General features: G+C 67.9%; 13 protein-coding genes. 4 read left to right on the top strand and 9 right to left on the bottom strand.

All coding sequences use genetic code 11. The features are described from left to right. Positions 1 to 109 precede the first annotated feature (109 nt). From AACH00_RS04335 to AACH00_RS04325, 3 genes are all read left to right on the top strand, one after another. Positions 110 to 3,676, top strand: coding sequence for a PAS domain-containing protein (locus tag AACH00_RS04335; protein WP_341397800.1), 3,567 nt, complete (start codon positions 110 to 112; stop codon positions 3,674 to 3,676). Between the two features lie 110 nt (positions 3,677 to 3,786). After that, positions 3,787 to 4,713 carry a sigma-70 family RNA polymerase sigma factor gene (locus tag AACH00_RS04330; RefSeq protein WP_341397858.1) on the top strand — a complete coding sequence of 309 codons (927 nt, stop codon included), beginning with the start codon at positions 3,787 to 3,789 and terminating at the stop codon, positions 4,711 to 4,713. Between the two features lie 70 nt (positions 4,714 to 4,783). After that, complete coding sequence (locus tag AACH00_RS04325) at positions 4,784 to 6,013, top strand: lytic murein transglycosylase (protein ID WP_423221896.1); 1,230 nt, start codon at positions 4,784 to 4,786, stop codon at positions 6,011 to 6,013. A 14-nt stretch (positions 6,014 to 6,027) separates the two neighbouring features. Here the strand turns inward: AACH00_RS04325 and AACH00_RS04320 are convergent, their stop codons facing one another. From AACH00_RS04320 to icmF, 3 genes are all read right to left on the bottom strand, one after another. After that, positions 6,028 to 7,701 carry an NAD(P)/FAD-dependent oxidoreductase gene (locus AACH00_RS04320; protein WP_341397797.1) on the bottom strand — a complete coding sequence of 558 codons (1,674 nt, stop codon included), beginning with the start codon at positions 7,699 to 7,701 and terminating at the stop codon, positions 6,028 to 6,030. Positions 7,702 to 7,816: 115 nt separating this feature from the next. Beyond that, positions 7,817 to 7,984 carry a hypothetical protein gene (locus AACH00_RS04315; RefSeq protein WP_341397796.1) on the bottom strand — a complete coding sequence of 56 codons (168 nt, stop codon included), beginning with the start codon at positions 7,982 to 7,984 and terminating at the stop codon, positions 7,817 to 7,819. A gap of 94 nt (positions 7,985 to 8,078) precedes the next feature. Beyond that, positions 8,079 to 11,369 carry a fused isobutyryl-CoA mutase/GTPase IcmF gene (gene icmF / locus AACH00_RS04310; protein ID WP_341397794.1) on the bottom strand — a complete coding sequence of 1,097 codons (3,291 nt, stop codon included), beginning with the start codon at positions 11,367 to 11,369 and terminating at the stop codon, positions 8,079 to 8,081. Between the two features lie 169 nt (positions 11,370 to 11,538). On the opposite strand from icmF, the gene AACH00_RS04305 reads away from it, so the two are divergent. After that, entirely contained in the window at positions 11,539 to 12,306 is a 768-nt protein-coding gene (locus AACH00_RS04305; RefSeq protein ID WP_341397792.1) for a type III pantothenate kinase, read from the top strand. Here the strand turns inward: AACH00_RS04305 and AACH00_RS04300 are convergent, their stop codons facing one another. The 6 genes from AACH00_RS04300 to AACH00_RS04270 all read right to left on the bottom strand — a co-directional run bounded on the left by AACH00_RS04300 (position 12,307) and on the right by AACH00_RS04270 (position 18,999). Continuing rightward, positions 12,307 to 13,179: a potassium channel family protein gene (locus AACH00_RS04300; protein WP_341397791.1), complete on the bottom strand. Its 873-nt coding sequence runs from the start codon at positions 13,177 to 13,179 to the stop codon at positions 12,307 to 12,309. A gap of 62 nt (positions 13,180 to 13,241) precedes the next feature. Beyond that, a complete protein-coding gene (gene hslU, locus AACH00_RS04295; protein ID WP_341397789.1) occupies positions 13,242 to 14,609 on the bottom strand; it encodes an ATP-dependent protease ATPase subunit HslU in 1,368 nt (455 codons plus the stop codon). Then, complete coding sequence (gene hslV, locus AACH00_RS04290; RefSeq protein WP_341397787.1) at positions 14,606 to 15,199, bottom strand: ATP-dependent protease subunit HslV; 594 nt, start codon at positions 15,197 to 15,199, stop codon at positions 14,606 to 14,608. The genes hslU and hslV overlap by 4 nt, the downstream gene beginning before the upstream one ends. Positions 15,200 to 15,302: 103 nt before the next feature. After that, entirely contained in the window at positions 15,303 to 16,961 is a 1,659-nt protein-coding gene (locus AACH00_RS04285; protein WP_341397785.1) for an STAS domain-containing protein, read from the bottom strand. Positions 16,962 to 17,036: 75 nt separating this feature from the next. After that, positions 17,037 to 17,837, bottom strand: a complete 801-nt coding sequence (gene dksA, locus AACH00_RS19870; protein WP_423221895.1) for an RNA polymerase-binding protein DksA — start codon at positions 17,835 to 17,837, stop codon at positions 17,037 to 17,039. 121 nt (positions 17,838 to 17,958) lie between these two features. Next, on the bottom strand, positions 17,959 to 18,999 hold the full coding sequence (locus AACH00_RS04270) for a CobW family GTP-binding protein (protein ID WP_341397780.1): 1,041 nt from the start codon (positions 18,997 to 18,999) through the stop codon (positions 17,959 to 17,961). Between the last annotated feature and the right edge of the window lie 53 nt (positions 19,000 to 19,052).

The following is a 19,052-nucleotide window of genomic DNA, read 5'->3' as shown; positions in this document are numbered from 1 at the left end:
GCCTTGTGCGTGACCGGACAGCGGCCCCAGAATCGCTGCGTGGCAACTACACGCAGCGCCGTCTGCCGCTGGCGACCATGAACGACGCACTCTTGCTGGCTGACCGCTCGTGCCGTTCGGGCTGATGGACAGCCAGGGCTTTTCACGGGGCTCGCTGCGCTGGCCGCTGCTGCTCAGCTCGGCGGCGATTCTGGCCGTGGTGCTGCTGGCCATCAGCGTCAGCGTGAATCAGACCGTCGAGCGGGAGTCCGAGCGCGTCGAGGCCGTGGCCGAATTGCGCGCCGCCCAGACGGCGACCTGGCTGCTGCAGAGCATGGCTGCCAGCCGTGTGGTGGCACGCAGCAGCGCACTCGGTGAGCTCTACAGGCAATGGACTGTCGCCGGGAGCAACAAAGCCCGGGAAGACCTGATCGCCCGGCTCACCGCGTTCCGCCGCGCCAATGCGATGGACGAGGTGCTGGTCGTGGATGCCGACGGCGTGGCCCGGGTGTGGGAGGGCGAGCAGCCGCCCGTGCTGTCGGCCGAACTGCTCGACACCGTGCTGCGCGCCCGGCGCAGCGGCGATGTGCAGCGCACCGAGCTTTACGCTGCGGCGGAGACCGTTGCTGACAGGGCTGCTGATTCGACCGCATCGCCGTTGGCCGAACGCGAGACGCGCATGCGCATCGACTTTGTCGCCCCGATCCCCGATGCCTCGGCGGTCGTGGTGCTGCGCGGGCGACCGGACGATCAACTCTTTCCCATGCTGAGCACCTGGCCGCACGACAGCACCAGCGCCGAAACCGTGCTGCTGCTGCGTCGCTGGGATGACGCCTTGCTGCTGTCACCGCTGCGCGGCCGCCCGTCTGCTGCCGGCCACCTGACGATGACCTTGAGCGATGCCAACCTGCTGGTCACGCGCCTGCTGGGCAACGAGGTGGAGCCCGGCAAGGTGGCGCAGGGGCGAGACTGGCGGGGCGAGATGGTCTTCGGCGCGGCGCGCATGGTGCCTGATGCCGATTGGTGGGTGGTGGCGAAGATCGACCGGGCGGAGCTGTTGTGGCGCTCGCTCCTCCGGGCCTGGTGGATTGCCGCGGCCGGTGCCGTGGCCATGGCCTTGTCCAGCATCGCGCTGCGCCAGTACCGGCAGCGGCAGGCCCTGCGGCAGCAGCGCGAGGTGCAACGCCAGCAGTCGGAAAAGCACCGCGCGCTGGCGCTGCTCGAAGCCATCGCGCAGAGCTCACCTGACCCGATCTATGCCAAGGACCGACTGGGGCGGTACCGCCTGTTCAACAGCGGCTCCGAGCGCGTGGCGGGTTTCCCGGCGTCCCAGGTGCTGGGCCAGACCGCCGGCTTCTTCCTGTCGACGGAGCAGGCAGCGCAAGTGCAGGCGCACGACGAGCAGGTCATGCGGGAGGGGCGCATCTTCAACTATGAAGAGCAGGTGACGTCCCAGGAAAGCGGCGAGGTGCGTGTCTACCGGGCCACCAAGGGGCCCTTGAGGGATGAATCCGGCCAGGTCATCGGCATGTTCGGCATCTCGCGCGATGTGACCGAGGACCAGCGCCTGGAGGTCGAGTTGCGCCGCCACCGCGACCACCTTGAAGAGCTGGTGACCGAACGCAGCCGGGCCCTGGAGCAGGCCAACGAGAGCCGCCTGCAGACGCTGAACTTCGTGCGAACCATCGCCGACAACCTGCCGGGCCTGGTCGCCTACTGGGACAAGCATCTGCGCTGCCGTTTCGCCAATGCCACGTTCTCGCGCTGGTACGGCCACCCGCCCGACAAGCTGCTGACGATGACGGTGGAAGAGTTGCTGGGCGAAGACGGCCACCGCCTCACCCGGCCGCACATCGAGGCCGTGCTGCTCGGCCAGCGCCAGGATTTCGAGCGCAGCGTGCACACCCCCTCCGGCGAAACGCTCATCACCTGGGTCACGTTCATCCCTGACTGGCAGGACGGTGCCGTGGCCGGCTATTTCGTGCTGGCCTCTGACATCACGGCCCCCAAACAGGCCGAGCAGCGCCTGCGCACGCTGAATGACGAACTGGCACTGGCTCGCGACCGGGCCGAGCAGGGCAGCCGGGCCAAGAGCGCGTTCCTGGCCAACATGAGCCACGAGATCCGCACGCCGATGAACGCCATCCTCGGCTCTGCGCACCTGCTGGGGCAGCAGCTGACCGACCCGCTGCAGCGCACCCGCCTCAAGCGCATCGGGGATGCGGCCCAGCATCTGCTGCAGGTCATCAACGACATCCTCGACCTCTCCAAGATCGAATCCGGCGCGATGGTGTTTGAAGCCATCACCTTCAGCCGCGACGAGGTGTTTGATCGCCTGCGGGCGGTGCTGGCCGACAAGGCCCAGGAAAAGCAGCTGGCGCTGGTGCTCGATGTGCAGGATTTGCCCGCCCAGATGCACGGCGACCCGACCCGGCTGGTGCAGGTGCTGCTGAACCTGCTGGGCAATGCCCTGAAGTTCACCGAGCGCGGCTGGGTGGGCGTGAAGGCCGAGTGCCTGGCTCCACTGGCCAGCGCCGATGCGCCGGGCTGGCGGGTGCGCTTCACGGTCGAGGACACCGGCATCGGGCTGGAGCCCGACCAGACCGAGCGCCTGTTCGCCCCGTTCCAGCAGGCGGATTCGTCGACCACGCGGCGCTATGGCGGCACCGGTCTCGGGCTGACGATCGCCCGTCGGCTGGTGCAGCTGATGGGTGGTGAGCTCACGGTGCAGAGCACCTTGGGGCAGGGCAGCCGCTTCAGCTTCATCATCCAGCTGGGCGCGCCGGAAGCCGATGAGCCCGAGCCGGTGTGGCCGTCTGCCTGGCGGGGCCGGCGCGTGCTGCTGGCCGATGACCTGGTGGCGTCGCGGTGTGCGCTGGCGCGGCAGCTGCGGGCGCTCGGCCTGCTGGTGGACGAAGCGGACAGTGCCCTGGCGCTGAAGGCGCAGTGGCCGGTCAGTTCCGGCGCAGGGTCGGGCGATGCCTTCGCGCACAGCATGTCTTACGCCACGCCCTACGCCGCCGTGCTGCTGGCGCTGCCGATTCAAGGCCTGGACCTGGCGGAGCTGGTGCCTGGCGCCGGGCACGGCGGTGCAGCGGTGTGCCCCGCCGTGCTGCCGCTGGCCCGATCGGAACCCGCGCTCGCGGCTGCCACTCGCGCGCTGTCCGGCCTGGCCGCCCCCGCGGCCTCGTCGGCGCATGGTTGCCTGACCCCCGTCAGCACCGCCGATCTGGCGCAGGCCTTGGCCGCACTCTGGCAGGAGCCATTGCCGGCGGCGCTCGACGGCCGCCCGGAGCCCGCGCTGCAGCGCGCTGACGCTGCGCCCCTGCGCGGCCGCGTACTGCTGGCCGAAGACAACCCGGTGAACCAGGAGGTCGCCCAGGCCATGCTGCTGGGCATGGGCCTGGCGGTTGCGGTGGCCAATGACGGCGCCGAGGCGCTGGCGCTGGCCCGCCGCGAGGCTTTTGACCTCATCCTCATGGACATGCAGATGCCGGTGCTGGACGGTCTGGCCGCCACGCGGCTGATCCGCGCCTTGCCCAACCATGCGCTCACGCCCATCCTGGCGATGACCGCCAATGCCTTCGACGAAGACCGCGAGGCCTGCCTGGCCGTCGGCATGAACGACCATGTGTCCAAGCCCGTGGCGCCCGAGCGCCTGCGTGCGCTGCTGACCGCGTATCTGCCCGGCCAATGACCCTGCGAAATTGAGGGAATAAGTGGCAGGCGCTGATATCAAGGGGGAAAGCCGCCCTGCTTGAGTGATCGATCCGGACGCTGCTGCCTAAGATCGGATCCATGATTTCCATGCAGGGCGTGCCATCGGTTCTCATTGCGAAGAACCAGTCTTGGGTCCGTAAACAGGCCCAGGCACTGGTGCGCCACCTGCCGGCCAACGTGGAGCGCGCCGACCTGATCCAGGTCGGGCTGATCGCGGTGGCCCAGGCGGCCGTGAGCTTTGAGTGGGAAGGTGATCGCGACACCGAGGCAGCGCAAGAGGCCTTCGTGCGCTATGCCCGCATGCGGGTCAAGGGCGCGATGCTCGACGAGCTGCGCCAGATGGACTTCCTCACCCGGGGTGAGCGCCGCAAGATCAAGGTCATCCAGATCGCCCGTGAACGCCATCGCAGCGAACACGGCACCGAGCCCACGCTCAGCAAGCTGGCCACCACCACCGGCATGCCGATGAGCGAAATCTCGTCGCTGCTGCAGGCTGACCAGCTGGGCCGCCACCAGGTCAGCGTTGACGAAGACCACGACGATGACCACCCGCACCGCTTCCACCCGGCCACGCCGCAGGAGGAAGTTGAAGCCCGGGTCGACACCGCCATCGTGCTGCGCCGGCTCGAGAAGTTCTTCGCCGAACTGCCTGAGCGCGAGCGCATGGTGATCGATGCTTACCTCGGCGTCGGCCTCACGCCGATCGAGGTGGCACAGTCACTGAACGTCACGCCGTCGCGGGTGTCGCAGATCTATCACGCGGTGGTTCGCCGGGTGGCGGCGCACTTCGAGACGCCAGAGACACCGCGCAAGCGTGCCACCGACAAGGTGCCCGATACCCGCACCGCCGCGTTTGCCCAGCTCATCAAGGAGCGCGAGCAGGCCCTGGGCGAAACCGGCCAGGGCAACTGGGGCAGCCTGATGGAACAGGTGCTGGCCCAGACCGCCGCCAAACGCCCCGCCGATGCGGGCGACGACTACCTGGAAGTGGGTCCGGGCACCCGCTGGGGTTGATCAAAAGCCCTTCGTGGGCGATCGCCGCGGTGACAATCCGCGGATGCTGCCCCGATTCCTCACCCACGCCCTGCCTCGCCTGACCCTGGCTGTTCTGTTGCCGCTGTGCGCGTCCTGCGCATCGCCGGTGGCCGTGGCTGCTCCGGCGCCCGCTGATCTGCCCACCTGCCTGGGCAACCTCGCTGACGACGCGGCCCGCACCGGCTTGAGCGGCGCGGCCTGGCGCCAGTGGACCAAGGGCATCGAGGCCGACATGAGCGTGCTCGAACTGCTCGACGCCCAACCCGAATTCAAGACGCCGATCTGGGATTACCTCGCCGTGCTGGTGGATGAACAGCGCGTGGCCGACGGCCAGGCGATGCTGCAGCAGTGGGCCGCGGTGCTGGCGCCAATCGCCAAGGCCCAGGGCGTTGATGCAGCCACGGTGGTGGCGGTGTGGGGCGTGGAAAGCGATTACGGCCGCAGCTTCGGCAAGCGCCCCTTGCTGAACTCGCTGGCGACCCTGAGTTGCTTCGGCCGCCGCCAGGCCTATTTCCGCGGCGAGCTGTTCAGCCTGGTGCGGCTGATCGACCGCGGTGACTTGCGGTCGGAGGGCCTCGTCGGCTCCTGGGCCGGCGCGTTTGGCCACACCCAGTTCATGCCGTCGACCTACCTGCGTCTGGCCGTGGACGGTGACGGCGACGGCCGCCGCGACCTGGTCGGCAGCGTGCCTGACGCGCTGGCGTCCACCGCCAACTTCCTCGACAAGGCCGGCTGGGTGTCTGGCCAGCCCTGGGGTGTGGAAGTGCGGGTGCCCGACGGGCTGGACAGCGCGCTGGTGGGCCGGCGCGCCAAGCGGCCGCAGGCGGACTGGGCCGCGCGCGGCGTGAAGCTGGTGGATGGCCGCCCGCTGAGTGCAGCGGGTTTGACCGGTGAGCTGGGCCTGGTGGCGCCAGCCGGCCTGAAGGGCCCGGCGTTCCTGGTGACGCGCAACTTCGACGCCATCTATGGCTACAACGCGGCCGAGAGCTACGCCCTGGCGATCTCGCACCTGTCTGATCGCCTGCGTGGCGGCAGCCCGTGGCAAACCGCCTGGCCGACCGACGACACCGGCCTGTCGCGCCTGGAGCGTCGTGCGCTGCAGACGGCGCTGGCAGCACGCGGCCACCCGATCGGCGAGGTGGACGGCCTGCTGGGCACCGCCACGCGGCGCGCTATCCAGGCGGAGCAGAAGCGGCTGGGTTGGCCGGAAGACGGCCGGGCGGGGCAGCGCTTGCTCAAGGTGCTGCAGACGCAGCCGCAGCCGTCGAGCCCGGGCTGAATTTCGATCTGGCCTCAGCCCTCGGCCAGCAGCGCTGCGCCCAGGGCTTCGGCCACTTCGATGCCGTCGACGCCCGCGCTCATGATGCCGCCGGCGTAACCCGCGCCTTCACCGGCGGGGTACAGGCCGCCCACGTTCACGCTTTGCAGGTTCTTCGCGCGGGTGATGCGCAGCGGTGACGAGGTGCGCGTTTCCACGCCGGTCAACACAGCGTCCGCCATCGAGAAACCCTTGATCTGCCGCTCGAACGCGGGCAGCGCTTCACGGATCGCGTCCAGCGCGTAGGTGGGCAGGCTTTCGCGGCCCGGCTCACTCAGGTCGGTCAGGTGCACGCCGGGCTTGTACGACGGCATGACGCTGCCAAAGCCGGCGGCGGGGCCGCGTTGTTTCTTGATGAAGTCACCGACCAGCTGGCCCGGGGCGATGTAGCCGCCACCGCCCAGCTCGAACGCACGCGACTCCCAGATGCGCTGGAAGGCCATGCCGTCGAGCGGATTGACCGGGCCGCTGCCGCCCGGGTCACGCCGGTAGTCTTCCGGGCTGATGCCCACGACGATGCCGGCGTTGGCATTGCGCTCATTGCGCGAGTACTGGCTCATGCCGTTCGTCACCACCCGGTCGGGCTCGGACGTGGCGGCCACCACCGTGCCGCCCGGGCACATGCAGAAGCTGTAGACCGAGCGGCCGTTGGCGGCGTGGTGCACCAGCTTGTAGTCGGCCGCGCCCAGGATGGGGTTGCCGGCGTTGCTGCCGAAGCGCGCCCGGTCGACCACGCCTTGCGGGTGCTCGATGCGGTAGCCGATGGAGAAGGGCTTGGCCTCCATGTAGACGCCGCGCTCATGCAGCATCGTGAAGGTGTCGCGCGCGCTGTGGCCCAGGGCCAGCACCACATGGTTGGTGCGGATCTGCTCGCCCGAGGCCAGGGTCACGCCCCGCACACGGCGCGTTTCGCCCCGGCCTTCCAGCAGCAGGTCGGTCACCTGTTGCTGGAAGCGGATCTCGCCGCCCAGCGCCTCGATGTCGGCGCGAATCTTCTCGACCATGCTCACCAGCCGGAAGGTGCCGACGTGGGGCTTGCTGACGTAGAGGATCTCTTCGGGCGCGCCGGCCTTCACGAACTCGGTCAGCACCTTGCGGGTCAGGTGGCGCGGGTCGGAGATCTGGCTCCAGAGCTTGCCGTCACTGAAGGTGCCGGCGCCGCCTTCGCCGAACTGCACGTTCGAGCCGGGGTCGAGCTGGCCCTGGCGCCACAGGCCCCAGGTGTCTTTGGTTCGCTCACGCACCTGCTTGCCGCGCTCCAGCACGATGGGCTTGAGGCCCATCTGCGCCAGGATCAGCGCACACAGGATGCCGCACGGCCCGAAGCCGATGATCACCGGGCGCAGCCGCTCGCCGCCGTTGTAGAAATCCACCGGCGCATGGCCGGCAAACTTGTACTGGGTGTCCGGGCTGGGCTTGATGTGCTGGTCGCCACCATGACGCTTCAGCACGGCGGCCTCGTTCGCCACGTCGCAATCCACCGTGTAGATCAGCAGGATCGCGCTCTTCTTGCGGGCGTCATAGGCGCGCTTGAAGACGGTGAAATCACGCAGGTCGGCATCCGCCACGCCCAGGCGGGCCACGATGGCTGGACGCAGCGCGTCTTCCGGGTGGTTCAGCGGCAGGCGGAGTTCGGTGATGCGAAGCATGGCAGACGGCTCAGATCGGCAGGCGGGTCAGAAACGACAAAGCGGCCGGGTCGTTTGACCAGGCCGCTTGGGGTTGCCGTGTTCAAGCTCGCGCGTTGAACACTGGCGGGCTGTATCAGCCGCCGCTCTTGGCGCGCTTGCCCGGGTTCTTCTTGGAGCGGGTGTGCGAACCACGTTCCAGGCTGATGCGCTGGCCACGGGCGGTGGTGAATGCCACACCGGCAGGAACGGCCGGGCGGGGGGTGGCGATGCGGTCGGCTTCGGTCTTGATCTTGTTGCCCATGAGTGGCTCCGGTGAACAAAAGGAAATGGGGCGAAAACTCGCAGAACCCGTAATTAGGCCATAAAAACGCGAGCCCGCCATTTTTTGAGGCGGCTCACATGCTCCGGCGGTACTGCCCGCCCACTTCAAACAGCGTGGCGGTGATCTGGCCCAGCGAGCACACGCGCACCGCGTCCATCAGCACCTCGAACACGTTGGTGTTGTCGATCACGGCTTGGCGCAGGCGGGCCAGCTGGCGCGGCGCCTCGTCCGCGTGGCGCCGGTGGAAGTCCGCCAGGCGCTGCAGCTGGCTCTGCTTTTCTTCCTCGGTGGAGCGGGCCAGCTCGATCGGGCCCTGCGCCGCGTCGCCGTGCGGGTTGCGGAAGGTGTTGACGCCGATGATGGGGTACTCGCCCGTGTGCTTGAGCATCTCGTAGTGCATCGACTCTTCCTGGATCTTGCTGCGCTGGTAGCCGGTCTCCATCGCGCCCAGCACGCCGCCCCGCTCGGCGATCTTCTCGAACTCTGCGAGCACCGCTTCTTCCACCAGCTCGGTCAGCTCGTCGATGATGAACGCGCCCTGGCTCGGGTTCTCGTTCTTCGCCAGGCCCCACTCGCGGTTGATGATGAGCTGGATGGCCATGGCCCGGCGCACGCTGTCTTCGGTCGGCGTGGTGATGGCCTCATCAAACGCGTTGGTGTGCAGCGAGTTGCAGTTGTCGTAGATGGCGATCAGGGCCTGCAGCGTGGTGCGGATGTCGTTGAACTGGATCTCCTGCGCATGCAGGCTGCGGCCCGAGGTCTGGATGTGATATTTCAGCTTCTGCGAGCGCTCGTTCGCGCCGTACTTCTCCTTCATCGCCACGGCCCAGATGCGGCGCGCCACGCGGCCCATCACGGTGTATTCCGGGTCCATGCCGTTGCTGAAGAAGAAGCTCAGGTTGGGCGCGAAGTCATCGATGTGCATGCCGCGCGCAAGATAGGCCTCCACGAAGGTGAAGCCGTTGCTGAGCGTGAAGGCCAGCTGGCTGATCGGGTTCGCGCCGGCTTCGGCGATGTGATAGCCCGAGATGCTCACCGAGTAGAAGTTGCGCACGTCGTGGTGCACGAAGTACTCGGCCACGTCGCCCATCACCTTCAGCGAAAACTCGGTCGAGAAGATGCAGGTGTTCTGGCCCTGGTCTTCCTTCAGGATGTCGGCCTGCACCGTGCCGCGCACATTGGCCAGCACCCAGGCGCGGATCTTCTGGCTCTCGGTATCCGAAGGCTCGCGGCCGTTGTCGGCGCGGAACTTGTCGAGCTGCTGGTCGATGGCGGTGTTCATGAACATCGCCAGGATCGACGGCGCCGGGCCGTTGATCGTCATCGAGACCGAGGTGCTGGGGCTGCACAGATCAAAGCCCGAATACAGCACCTTCAGGTCGTCGAGCGTCGCGATGCTGACGCCGGAGTTGCCCACCTTGCCGTAGATGTCCGGACGCAGGTCGGGATCGTTGCCGTACAGCGTGACCGAGTCGAAGGCGGTGGACAAACGTTTGGCCGGCATGCCTTCGCTGACCAGCTTGAAGCGGCGGTTGGTGCGGAAGGCGTCGCCTTCGCCCGCGAACATGCGGGTCGGGTCTTCACCCTCGCGCTTGAAGGCGAAGGTGCCGGCGGTGTAGGGGTAGCTGCCCGGCACGTTGTCGAGCATCAGCCACTGCAGGATCTCGCCCTCGTCCACGTACTTCGGCAGCGCCACCTTGCGGATCTTGTTGCCGCTCAGCGTAGTGTGGGTCAGCGCGGTGCGGATCTCTTTGTCGCGGATCTTCACCACGTAGTCGTCGCCGGCATAAGCCTGCACCAGGTCGGGCCACTGGGCCAGCAGCTTGCGGGCGTCGGCGTCCACGCGCAGGCTGCGCTGCTCGGCCAGGTCGAGCGCGGCTTCGGCGGCCTTGGGGCGGTGCGCCTTGTCGGTGCTCAACATGCGGGCGGCTTCGCGCAGCTGTTGCATCTCGCGCACCAGCTGGGCCTGCGCCCGGGCACGCGCCTTGTAGCCGCGCACGGTGTCGCTGATCTCGGCCAGGTAGCGCACGCGGGCGCCCGGCACGATGGGGGTCTGGTGGGTGCTGTGGCGGGTCTTCACCAGCGGCAGGCGGCCTTCAGCCAGCGGCAGGCCCAGGCCCTGCAGGCGCACCTTCAGCGCCTGGTACAGGGCGGTCACGCCGTCGTCGTTGAAGCGGCTGGCCATGGTGCCGAACACCGGCATGGCATCGGGCATCACGGTGAAGGCTTCGCGGTTGCGCTGCACCTGCTTGGCCACGTCGCGCAGCGCATCCGCCGCACCCTTGCGGTCGAACTTGTTGATGGCGACGAACTCGGCGAAGTCGAGCATGTCGATCTTCTCGAGCTGGCTGGCCGCGCCGAACTCCGGCGTCATCACGTACATCGGCACCTGCACATGCGGCACGATCGCCGCATCGCCCTGGCCGATGCCCGAGGTCTCGACGATGATCAGATCGAAGCCGGCGGCCTTGGTGGCGGCCAGCACGTCGGGCAGGGCCGCCGAAATCTCGCTGCCGGTGTCGCGGGTGGCCAGGCTGCGCATGAACACGCGCTGACCCTTCTGCCACGGGCCCGTCGCGTTCATGCGGATACGGTCACCGAGCAGGGCGCCGCCGCTCTTGCGGCGTGAAGGGTCGATGCTGATCACGGCGATGCGCAGGGCGTCGTCCTGGTCCAGGCGGAAGCGGCGGATCAGCTCGTCCGTCAGGCTCGACTTGCCCGCGCCGCCCGTGCCGGTGATGCCCACCACCGGCGTGGTGCTCTGCGCTGCGGCAGCGCGCACCTCGGCCACCAGGGCCGGTGCCGCGTCACCGTTTTCCAGCACCGTGATGAGCTGTGCCAGTGCGCGCCAGGCGGTGTCGGTCTGGCCTTGCACGGCGGCCAGCGTGGTGGGCGCCCAGGCCGACAGGCTCTTGTCGCAGCGCATCACCATCTCGCCGATCATGCCCTGCAGGCCCATGCGCTGGCCGTCTTCCGGGCTGAAGATGCGCACGCCGTGCTGCGCCAGCATCGAGATTTCCTCGGGCACGATCACGCCCCCGCCACCACCGAACACCTGGATGTGTTCGCCGCCGCGGGCCTTCAGCAGCTCGACCATGTAGGTGAAGTATTCGTTGTGGCCGCCCTGGTAGCTGGAGACGGCGATGCCCTGCACATCTTCCTGCAGCGCCGCGGTGACCACTTCATCGACCGAGCGGTTGTGCCCGAGGTGGATGACCTCGGCGCCCATGCCCTGCAGGATGCGCCGCATGATGTTGATGGCGGCGTCATGCCCGTCAAACAGGCTGGCGGCCGTGACGAACCGGACCTTGCGGGTGGGGCGGTAGTTGGCCAGGGCCTGGAAGTCGGCGGACAGGTCGGTCATGGGGTGAGCGCTCGCAGCAGAGGTTGTTCGTGGTTGACGTTTACGTCAACGTCAATTGCGTGATCATGCCATTGCCGCTTGAGGCGTGCCTGACAGCTGACGCCCGGCTGGCTGGGTGTTTTCCCGTAGTCAATATTGCGCATGCGGGCCCCTGTTACCCTCTGGCCTCATGAGCTTTCTGGCCATCGACATCGGCAACACCCGCTTGAAGTGGGCCTTGTACGCATCCCCCCAGCCCGGGGCCACCTTGCTGGCCCACGGCGCACGCTTTCTCGAGACCATCGACGAGCTCGCCGAGCAGGACTGGAAGAACCTGCCCCCGCCCGCCAGCATGCTGGGTTGCGTGGTGGCCGGTGAGGCCGTTCGCCGCCGCGTCGAAGAGCAGCTGGAGATGTGGGACCTGACCCCGCGCTGGGTGGTGCCGCAGGCCAGCGAGGCCGGTGTGATCAATGGCTATGACCACCCGATGCGCCTTGGCGCGGACCGCTGGGTGGCGCTGATCGGCGCGCGCGGCCATGTGCTGTCGCGCGGCCCGGCCCGGCCGGCGCTGGTGGTGATGGTGGGAACGGCCGTGACGGTGGACGCACTCGACCGCGACGGCACCTTCCTCGGCGGCCTCATCCTGCCCGGCCACGGCATCATGCTGCGCTCGCTCGAAAGCGGCACGGCCGGCCTGCGGGTGCCCACGGGTGAGGTCACGCCGTTCCCGTCGAACACCTCGGACGCACTGACCAGCGGCGGCACCTACGCCATCACCGGCGCCATCGAGCGCATGGGCCGCCACCTGCGTGAGCGCTGCGGCGAAGAGCCCGTGGCCCTGATGACCGGCGGTGCCGGCTGGAAGGTTGCGCCCTGGCTCGACATGCAGCATGAGCTGATCGAATCGCTCATCTTCGATGGCCTGCTGCACATCCAGTCGCAGCGCTGGCCCGTCTGATCAGGGCTTGAAGGACTGGCCGCGGGCACTTTCCAGCTCGCGGCGCAGGGCCACCAGTTCGTGCCGCACCGAGGCCATCTCGCGGCGCATGTCACGCATGATTTCCCGCTCGATGCGGCGCTCCTCGGTTTCCACCCAGGAGGTGGCGATGGCGGCGGTCACCAGCGTCAGCACGCCGAAGCCCAGCAGCACCACGAACACCGAGAAGATCTTGGCCGCCGGCGTGGTGGGCACCACGTCGCCATAGCCCACCGTGGCCGCCGTGGTGAAGGCCAGCCAGAGCCCGTCGCCGAGCGTGTGCACCGTGGGCTCCAGCCACCAGAAGCCGAGGCCGCACAGCAGCAGCACGCCCACCGCCATCGTCAGCAGGTAGGTCAGCCCGCCCCGGGTGATCAGGTGCTGGGTGGCCCACACCATGCGCAGCAGCGTGCCGAAGGCCACCAGCAGCCGCAGCCCCAGCGCCGCCGATGACACCTGGCTGCTGGGCAGTGCGGCCGCCAGCACCAGGCCGGTCACCAGCAGCAGGTCGGTCGGGTTGCCCAGCGCATGTTCCAGTGGGCGGTGGCTGGCCCGCCCCACGTGCCACAGGCCGGCGGCCACCACCAGCGCGGCGACCAGGTAAGTGGCATCGGCCAGGGGGCTGGCGCCGGCTTGCAGCAGGTCGGCATAGAAGGCCGGCACCGTGAGCAGCAGAACCACCAGCGTCGGCCAGCGCCACATCCGCTCGATGCGGGTGGCGCGGCTGTTGTGGTGCGGCGCGGGCGACAGACCCCAGCGCGGCAGCCGGCGCATGAAGGTTTGCGTATCGGCGTGGTGGACGCTGCCGGGGGAGGGCGGCAGCGGCGGCTCGGGCGGGGGCGTGGTGGATGCCATGCCCCCAGCGTAACGAGACCGCGGCTGCGAGTCTTGATGCGCCTCAAGCCCGGGCCGGGTCCTCAGAGGATGTAGCGCGACAAGTCTTCGTCTGCCGCCAGCGCACCCAGCTTGGCGTTGACCGTGGCGGCGTCCAGCGTCACCGTCTGGCCCGAGAGCCTCGGTGCGTCGAAGCTGATGTCGTCCAGCAGCCGCTCCATCACCGTGGCCAGGCGGCGCGCGCCGATGTTCTCGGTGCGCTCATTCACGTCAAACGCCACCTGCGCCAGCCGGCGGATGCCGTCGGGCGAGATGCTCAGCGTCACGCCCTCGGTGGCCAGCAGCGCCTGGTACTGGCGCACCAGATTGGCATGCGTGCTGCCGAGAATGGCCTCGAAGTCGTCAACGCTCAGCGCCTGCAACTCCACACGGATCGGGAACCGCCCCTGCAACTCCGGAATCAGGTCGCTCGGCTTGGCCAGGTGAAAGGCGCCCGAGGCGATGAACAGGATGTGGTCGGTGCGGACCATGCCGTGCTTGGTGGTCACGGTCGTGCCTTCCACCAGCGGCAGCAGGTCCCGCTGAACGCCCTGGCGTGACACATCCGTGCCCTGGGTGTTGCTGCGCGCCGCCACCTTGTCGATCTCGTCGATGAAAACGATGCCGTTCTGCTCGACGTTGTGCAGTGCCGCGCTGCGGATCTCGTCCTCGTTCACCAGCTTGGCGGCTTCTTCGTCGGCCAGCGCCTTCAGGGCATCGACCACCTTGAGCTTGCGGCTGGACTTGCGGGTGGCCGCCATCTGCGAGAACAAACCCTTGAGCTGCTCGGCCATCTCCTCCATGCCGGGCGGGCTCATGATGTCCACGCCTGCCTTGGCCTCGGCCAGTTCCAGCTCGACTTCCTTGTCGTCGAGTGCACCTTCGCGCAGGCGCTTGCGCATCACCTGGCGGGCCGTGCTTTCGGCGGCATTCGGTGCGGCAGCCGGGGCCGGCGCGGTGAAGCCGAACTCGTTGCCCGTGGCGGTGGCGGCGTGGCGTGGCGGTGGCACCAGCACGTCCAGCAGGCGCTCCTCGGCGGCGTCTTCCGCCTTGATGCGGGCGCGCTTGAGCGCCAGGTCGCGCTCCTGCTTCAGGCCCACTTCCATCAGGTCGCGGATGATGGTGTCCACGTCCTTGCCCACATAGCCCACCTCGGTGAACTTGGTGGCTTCCACCTTGATGAAGGGCGCGTCGGCCAGCTTGGCCAGGCGCCGGGCGATCTCGGTCTTGCCCACGCCGGTCGGGCCGATCATCAGGATGTTCTTCGGCGTGATCTCGGCGCGCAGCTTGTCGTCGACCTGCTGGCGCCGCCAGCGGTTGCGCAGGGCGATGGCCACGGCGCGCTTGGCAGCCTGCTGGCCGACGATGTGGCGGTCGAGTTCGGAGACGATCTCTTGCGGGGTCATGCTCATGCGACGGTCTCCATGCTGATCTGGGCCGGTCCGGGCAGCGGCGCTTCCAGGATCTCGATGGTGTGGTTCTGGTTGGTGTAGATGCAGATGTCGCCCGCGATCTCGAGCGAGCGCTTGACGATGTCGGGCGCGCTCATGTCGGTGTGGGCGATCAGGGCGCGGGCCGCGGCCTGCGCATAGGCGCCGCCGGAGCCGATGGCCACCAGGCCGTGTTCGGGCTCCAGCACATCGCCGTTGCCGGTGATGATCAGCGACGCCTCGTGGTCGGCCACGGCGAGCATGGCCTCCAGGTTGCGCAGGACCTTGTCGGTGCGCCAGTCACGCGTCAGCTCGATGGCGGCGCGCACGAGGTGCCCGGAGTGTTTCTCCAGCTTGGCCTCGAAGCGCTCGAACAGGGTGAAGGCGTCCGCCGTGGCGCCGGCAAAACCGGCCAGCACCTTGTTGTGGTGCAGCTTGCGGACTTTGCGCGCGCTGGCCTTGACGACGATGTGCCCCAGCGTGACCTGGCCGTCGCCGCCCAGGGCGACTTGCCAGCCGGTGGGGGTGCGTCGGCGCACGCTGACGATGGTGGTGCCGTGATAGGAGTCCATGGCCTGAAGTTCGTGGATGAGACTTCAGGCATATGGGCACGGATGGCCCGGCTGCAAGGCCCCGGTCGGGCCGTGTTTAGCGCTGTGGAGCGCGCCGCGCCGCTCAGGCCTGGCGCAGCTGCACCGGCGCGTGTTCGGTGATGCCCATCGCGCCGAACATCAGGGCGACCAGGCGGTGCACATCGGTGAAGCTGATATGGCGGCCTTCCGCGCGCTTGGCGATGACCCAGTTCAGCAGGTCACCGGCAGCGATGAAATCGACGCGGATCAGCAGCGCGCAGGAGATGCGCACGATGCGGGCAGTCTTCAGGTTGGCGTCCAGCGTGTGCAGCAGGCTGCTCAGGTCGCCCGACAGCTGGCCGGACAGATCCAGCGAGGTGACGGCCACGCCGCTGGCGCCTTCCAGGCCGCCCTGCACCGTGGTCACGGCGTCGCTCAGCACAGACAGCGCAGCGGTTTGCGTATTCAGCGGCGAGCCCGCGACGCGCGCCACGCAGCGGGTGGCTTCCCAGCTGGGCGGCGACACCTCGTAGGTCACGCAGTAATCAATCGCGATTTCGTCGAACTGATCCGGGCGGTTGACCAGGCGCAGCGCTTCCAGGCGGGCCAGCCAGTACGACGGATCTGCATCGCGCACGCCCACGGGTGCCGCTTCCTGCAGCACGGTGAACAGGCGGTCGGCTGTCATCCAGCGCATTTCCAGCACCTGCTGGGACCAGCGGCGCAGCAGCTGGCGCAGGGCGGCGGCGCCGTCAGGTTCGATGCGCTGCAGGCGGGTCCAGTCAAGCACCCAAGGCTGCGGCAGTTGCAGCGTGTGCGAATTCAGTTGCGCGACCGCATCGGCGTCCAGGCGTTCGGGGCTGAGCCAGCCAATGTCGCCGGAGTCGGGGCCACGCGCCACGGTCGACAAGGTGGCGTCGGCCACCAGGCGCGGCAGCGAGAACCACTGCGGCGGCGAACGCTGCAGCTTCTGGGAATACTCGAGCGCCGTGCTCTCGAAGCGCTGTTGCTGGCCGGTGGCGCGGAACAGGTCGAACAGCACCAGCCAGGTGTCGCTGTGGCTCTGGCGGGCGCCTTGCGGGCCGGTCAGCTGCAGCAGTGCACGCTCGCAATGGTTGAAGTCGGCATTCGCGAAGGCGATCACGGCTTCATCCAGCTCGTGGTCGTGGGTGACTTCACTCACCTCGACCGACGGCATGGCATTGGCGTTCACGGCCACCAGCTTGCCGGCGCCGGCTGAGGCCGGTGCAGGAGCTGCGGCCGGCAGGTCTTCAACCCGGAATTCCAGCGGCTCCAGCTGCCTGGGCATCGGCCGGGTGACCATCGGCACGCTGTCGTCGCCGATGTCGGCGGGCACGGTCGCGTCCGGATCCTGGACTTGCGCGGTCAGGGTGGGCGGCACCACGCCGCCGGGGGGTGAGCGGCGCGGGGCCACCGGCACGGCGGAGCCCACCATCTGGCGCTCGATCGCGTCGATCTTGGCCTTCACGCCCGGCGCGGCATGGTTGGGCGGCTGGGTGGCCTTGACCTCGGAGTCGTCGAGCCGGGAGGTGGCGTTCAGCGACGCTGCCTGCTCGGCCGACAAGCCTTCGCGGCGGATGCGGCGCAGCATGTCGAGTTCGCGCTTGCGCACGAAGTCGTTGCGCCGCTTGCGCTCGATCATGGCCTTGAGTTCCGCCTTCTCGATGTCGGCGAACTGGCTGGCAGGGTCGTCGCTGCGCCCCATCAGGTCACGCGCCGGGGCAGCCATGCGGCTGACCATGCGGCGCAAAACGCCTTGGCTATCGGGAGGGCTGGCCATCGTGAGCGGCGGGGCAGGCGCGTGAGGAGCGGGAGGTCAGTCCCCGAACATCTTCTGCTTCAGCTCGCGCCGTTGCTGGGCTTCCAGCGACAGCGTGGCGGTCGGACGGGCCAGCAGGCGGCCCAGGCCGATCGGCTCGCCAGTTTCGTCGCAGAAGCCGTAGTCGTTGGCGTCGATGCGCTGGATGGACTGCGAGATCTTCTTGAGCAGCTTGCGCTCACGGTCACGGGTGCGCAGTTCCAGGGCGTGCTCTTCCTCGATGGTGGCGCGGTCGGCCGGATCGGGGACGATGGACGTGTCTTCGCGGAGGTGCTCGGTGGTTTCACCGGCGTTCGACAGCAGGTCGTCCTTCAGCGCTTGCAGGCGGGCGCGGAAGAACTCCAGTTGCTTGTCGTTCATGTACTCCGCTTCCGGCATGGCGTGCAGCTCGGCTTCGGTCAAGTCGCGGCCAGCCTTGGTCTTCCAGGCGTTGGCCAATTTCGGGTCCGCTTTCACGGCGGGCTTCACAGCATTCATCGGTTCAGGATAGGTTCTTGCAGGCGGCTTGGCCGGCGAAAAGCGCTCGGCAAAACTCGCGGTAGAAGGGCTGGGTGCAGCCATTCGGGTTGCGCCGCTGGCATTCGGTGCTGGCGGATTGGTCACTTTAGGGGCAGCTGGCTTGGCAGCAGAAGGGCTTTTGGCCTTCGCGGTGCCAGGTTCGGCGACGGATTTCACGGCGGCGGCCTTGCTCGCGGCGCTTTTCGCCGGGGCCTTCTTTGCCGGGGTGGCTGTTTCTGCCGCGTCCTTGTTAGGGGCTGCGGTACTTGCCGAGGTCTTGCTCACGGTCCGTCTCCTCACCACTGCGCTCGTGAAAGAGGCGTTATACCCCGTCACGCCCGACGGTTGTGGTGCAACCGCCACGTTGGGCGCGCGGATTGTAGTCACGCGCCCCACGCTTGATGGTTTTTCCTGACTCAGGTCAGGCGATGCAGCCTTCCAGACCCTGCAGCAGGATCTCGCGTGGCAGATCGATACCAATGAAAACCATTTTGCTGACCTTGGCTTCGCCCGGTGCCCACTTCGGACCCAGGTCGCTGCCCATCAGCTGGTGCACGCCCTGGAAGATCACCTTGCGGTCGCTGCCCTTGATGTGCAGCACGCCCTTGTAGCGCAGCATCTTCGGGCCGTAAACCTGCACGATGGCGCCCAGGAAGTCTTCCAGCTTGGCGGGCGACAGGGGCTTGTCGGCACGGAACACGAACGACTTCACGTCGTCATCGTGGTGGTGGTGATGCGGGTGGTCGCAGTGCTCGCCATGCTCATGGTCGTGATCGTGGTGGTGATCATGGCCGTGGCTGCCGCCTTCGTTCAGGAAGTCGGGGTCGATGTCGAGCTTGGCATTCAGGTTGAAGCCCTTCAGGTCGAACACGCTGGCGATCGGCACTTCGCCGAAATGCACCTGGTGGTGCGGCGCACGCGGGTTCATGTGCTTCAGGCGGTGCTTCAGCGCCTCGACGGCGGCAGGCTCGACCAGGTCGGTCTTGCTGATGAAGATCTGGTCAGCAAAGCCCACCTGGCGGCGCGCTTCCTGGCGGGTGTCCAGCTGCTCGTTGGCGTGCTTGGCGTCCACCAGGGTCAGGATGGAGTCGAGCAGGAAGCTCTCGGCCACCTCGTCGTCCATGAAGAACGTCTGTGCGACGGGGCCGGGGTCGGCCAGGCCAGTGGTCTCGATCACCACGCGGTCAAAGCTAAGTTCGCCCTTGCGGCGGCGCGCGGCCAGATCGGCCAGCGTCGTGCGCAGGTCTTCGCGGATGGTGCAGCAGACGCAGCCGTTGCTCATCTGGATCACCTGCTCGTTGGTGTCCGAGATGAGGATGTCGGTGTCGATGTTCTCTTCGCCGAATTCGTTCTCGATCACCGCGATCTTCTGGCCGTGGGCTTCGGTCAGGATGCGTTTCAGCAAGGTGGTCTTGCCGGCGCCGAGGAAGCCGGTGAGGATGGTCGCGGGGATGAGGGACATGGTGCGTCGCAGAAGCGGTAAGGCCAAAAAAGAGGGAACAGCCAAGAGTGTGC

This window comes from Ideonella margarita, assembly GCF_038066635.1.
Classification (GTDB): domain Bacteria; phylum Pseudomonadota; class Gammaproteobacteria; order Burkholderiales; family Burkholderiaceae_C; genus Ideonella; species Ideonella margarita.
The sequence above is the reverse complement of the archived record's forward strand: the minus strand, read 5'-3'. Positions and strand labels throughout refer to the sequence as shown.

Bases quoted from the DNA above. Each gene is read 5' to 3' on its own strand.
- AACH00_RS04320 (WP_341397797.1), bottom strand. From the start codon at position 7,701: ATGCTTCGCATCACCGAACTCCGCCTGCCGCTGAACCACCCGGAAGAC.
- AACH00_RS04315 (WP_341397796.1), bottom strand. From the start codon at position 7,984: ATGGGCAACAAGATCAAGACCGAAGCCGACCGCATCGCCACCCCCCGC.
- AACH00_RS04305 (WP_341397792.1), top strand. From the start codon at position 11,539: ATGAGCTTTCTGGCCATCGACATCGGCAACACCCGCTTGAAGTGGGCC.
- AACH00_RS04285 (WP_341397785.1), bottom strand. From the start codon at position 16,961: ATGGTCAGCCGCATGGCTGCCCCGGCGCGTGACCTGATGGGGCGCAGC.
- AACH00_RS04300 (WP_341397791.1), bottom strand. From the start codon at position 13,179: ATGGCATCCACCACGCCCCCGCCCGAGCCGCCGCTGCCGCCCTCCCCC.
- hslU (WP_341397789.1), bottom strand. From the start codon at position 14,609: ATGAGCATGACCCCGCAAGAGATCGTCTCCGAACTCGACCGCCACATC.
- icmF (WP_341397794.1), bottom strand. From the start codon at position 11,369: ATGACCGACCTGTCCGCCGACTTCCAGGCCCTGGCCAACTACCGCCCC.
- AACH00_RS04330 (WP_341397858.1), top strand. From the start codon at position 3,787: ATGCAGGGCGTGCCATCGGTTCTCATTGCGAAGAACCAGTCTTGGGTC.
- AACH00_RS04270 (WP_341397780.1), bottom strand. From the start codon at position 18,999: ATGTCCCTCATCCCCGCGACCATCCTCACCGGCTTCCTCGGCGCCGGC.
- hslV (WP_341397787.1), bottom strand. From the start codon at position 15,199: ATGGACTCCTATCACGGCACCACCATCGTCAGCGTGCGCCGACGCACC.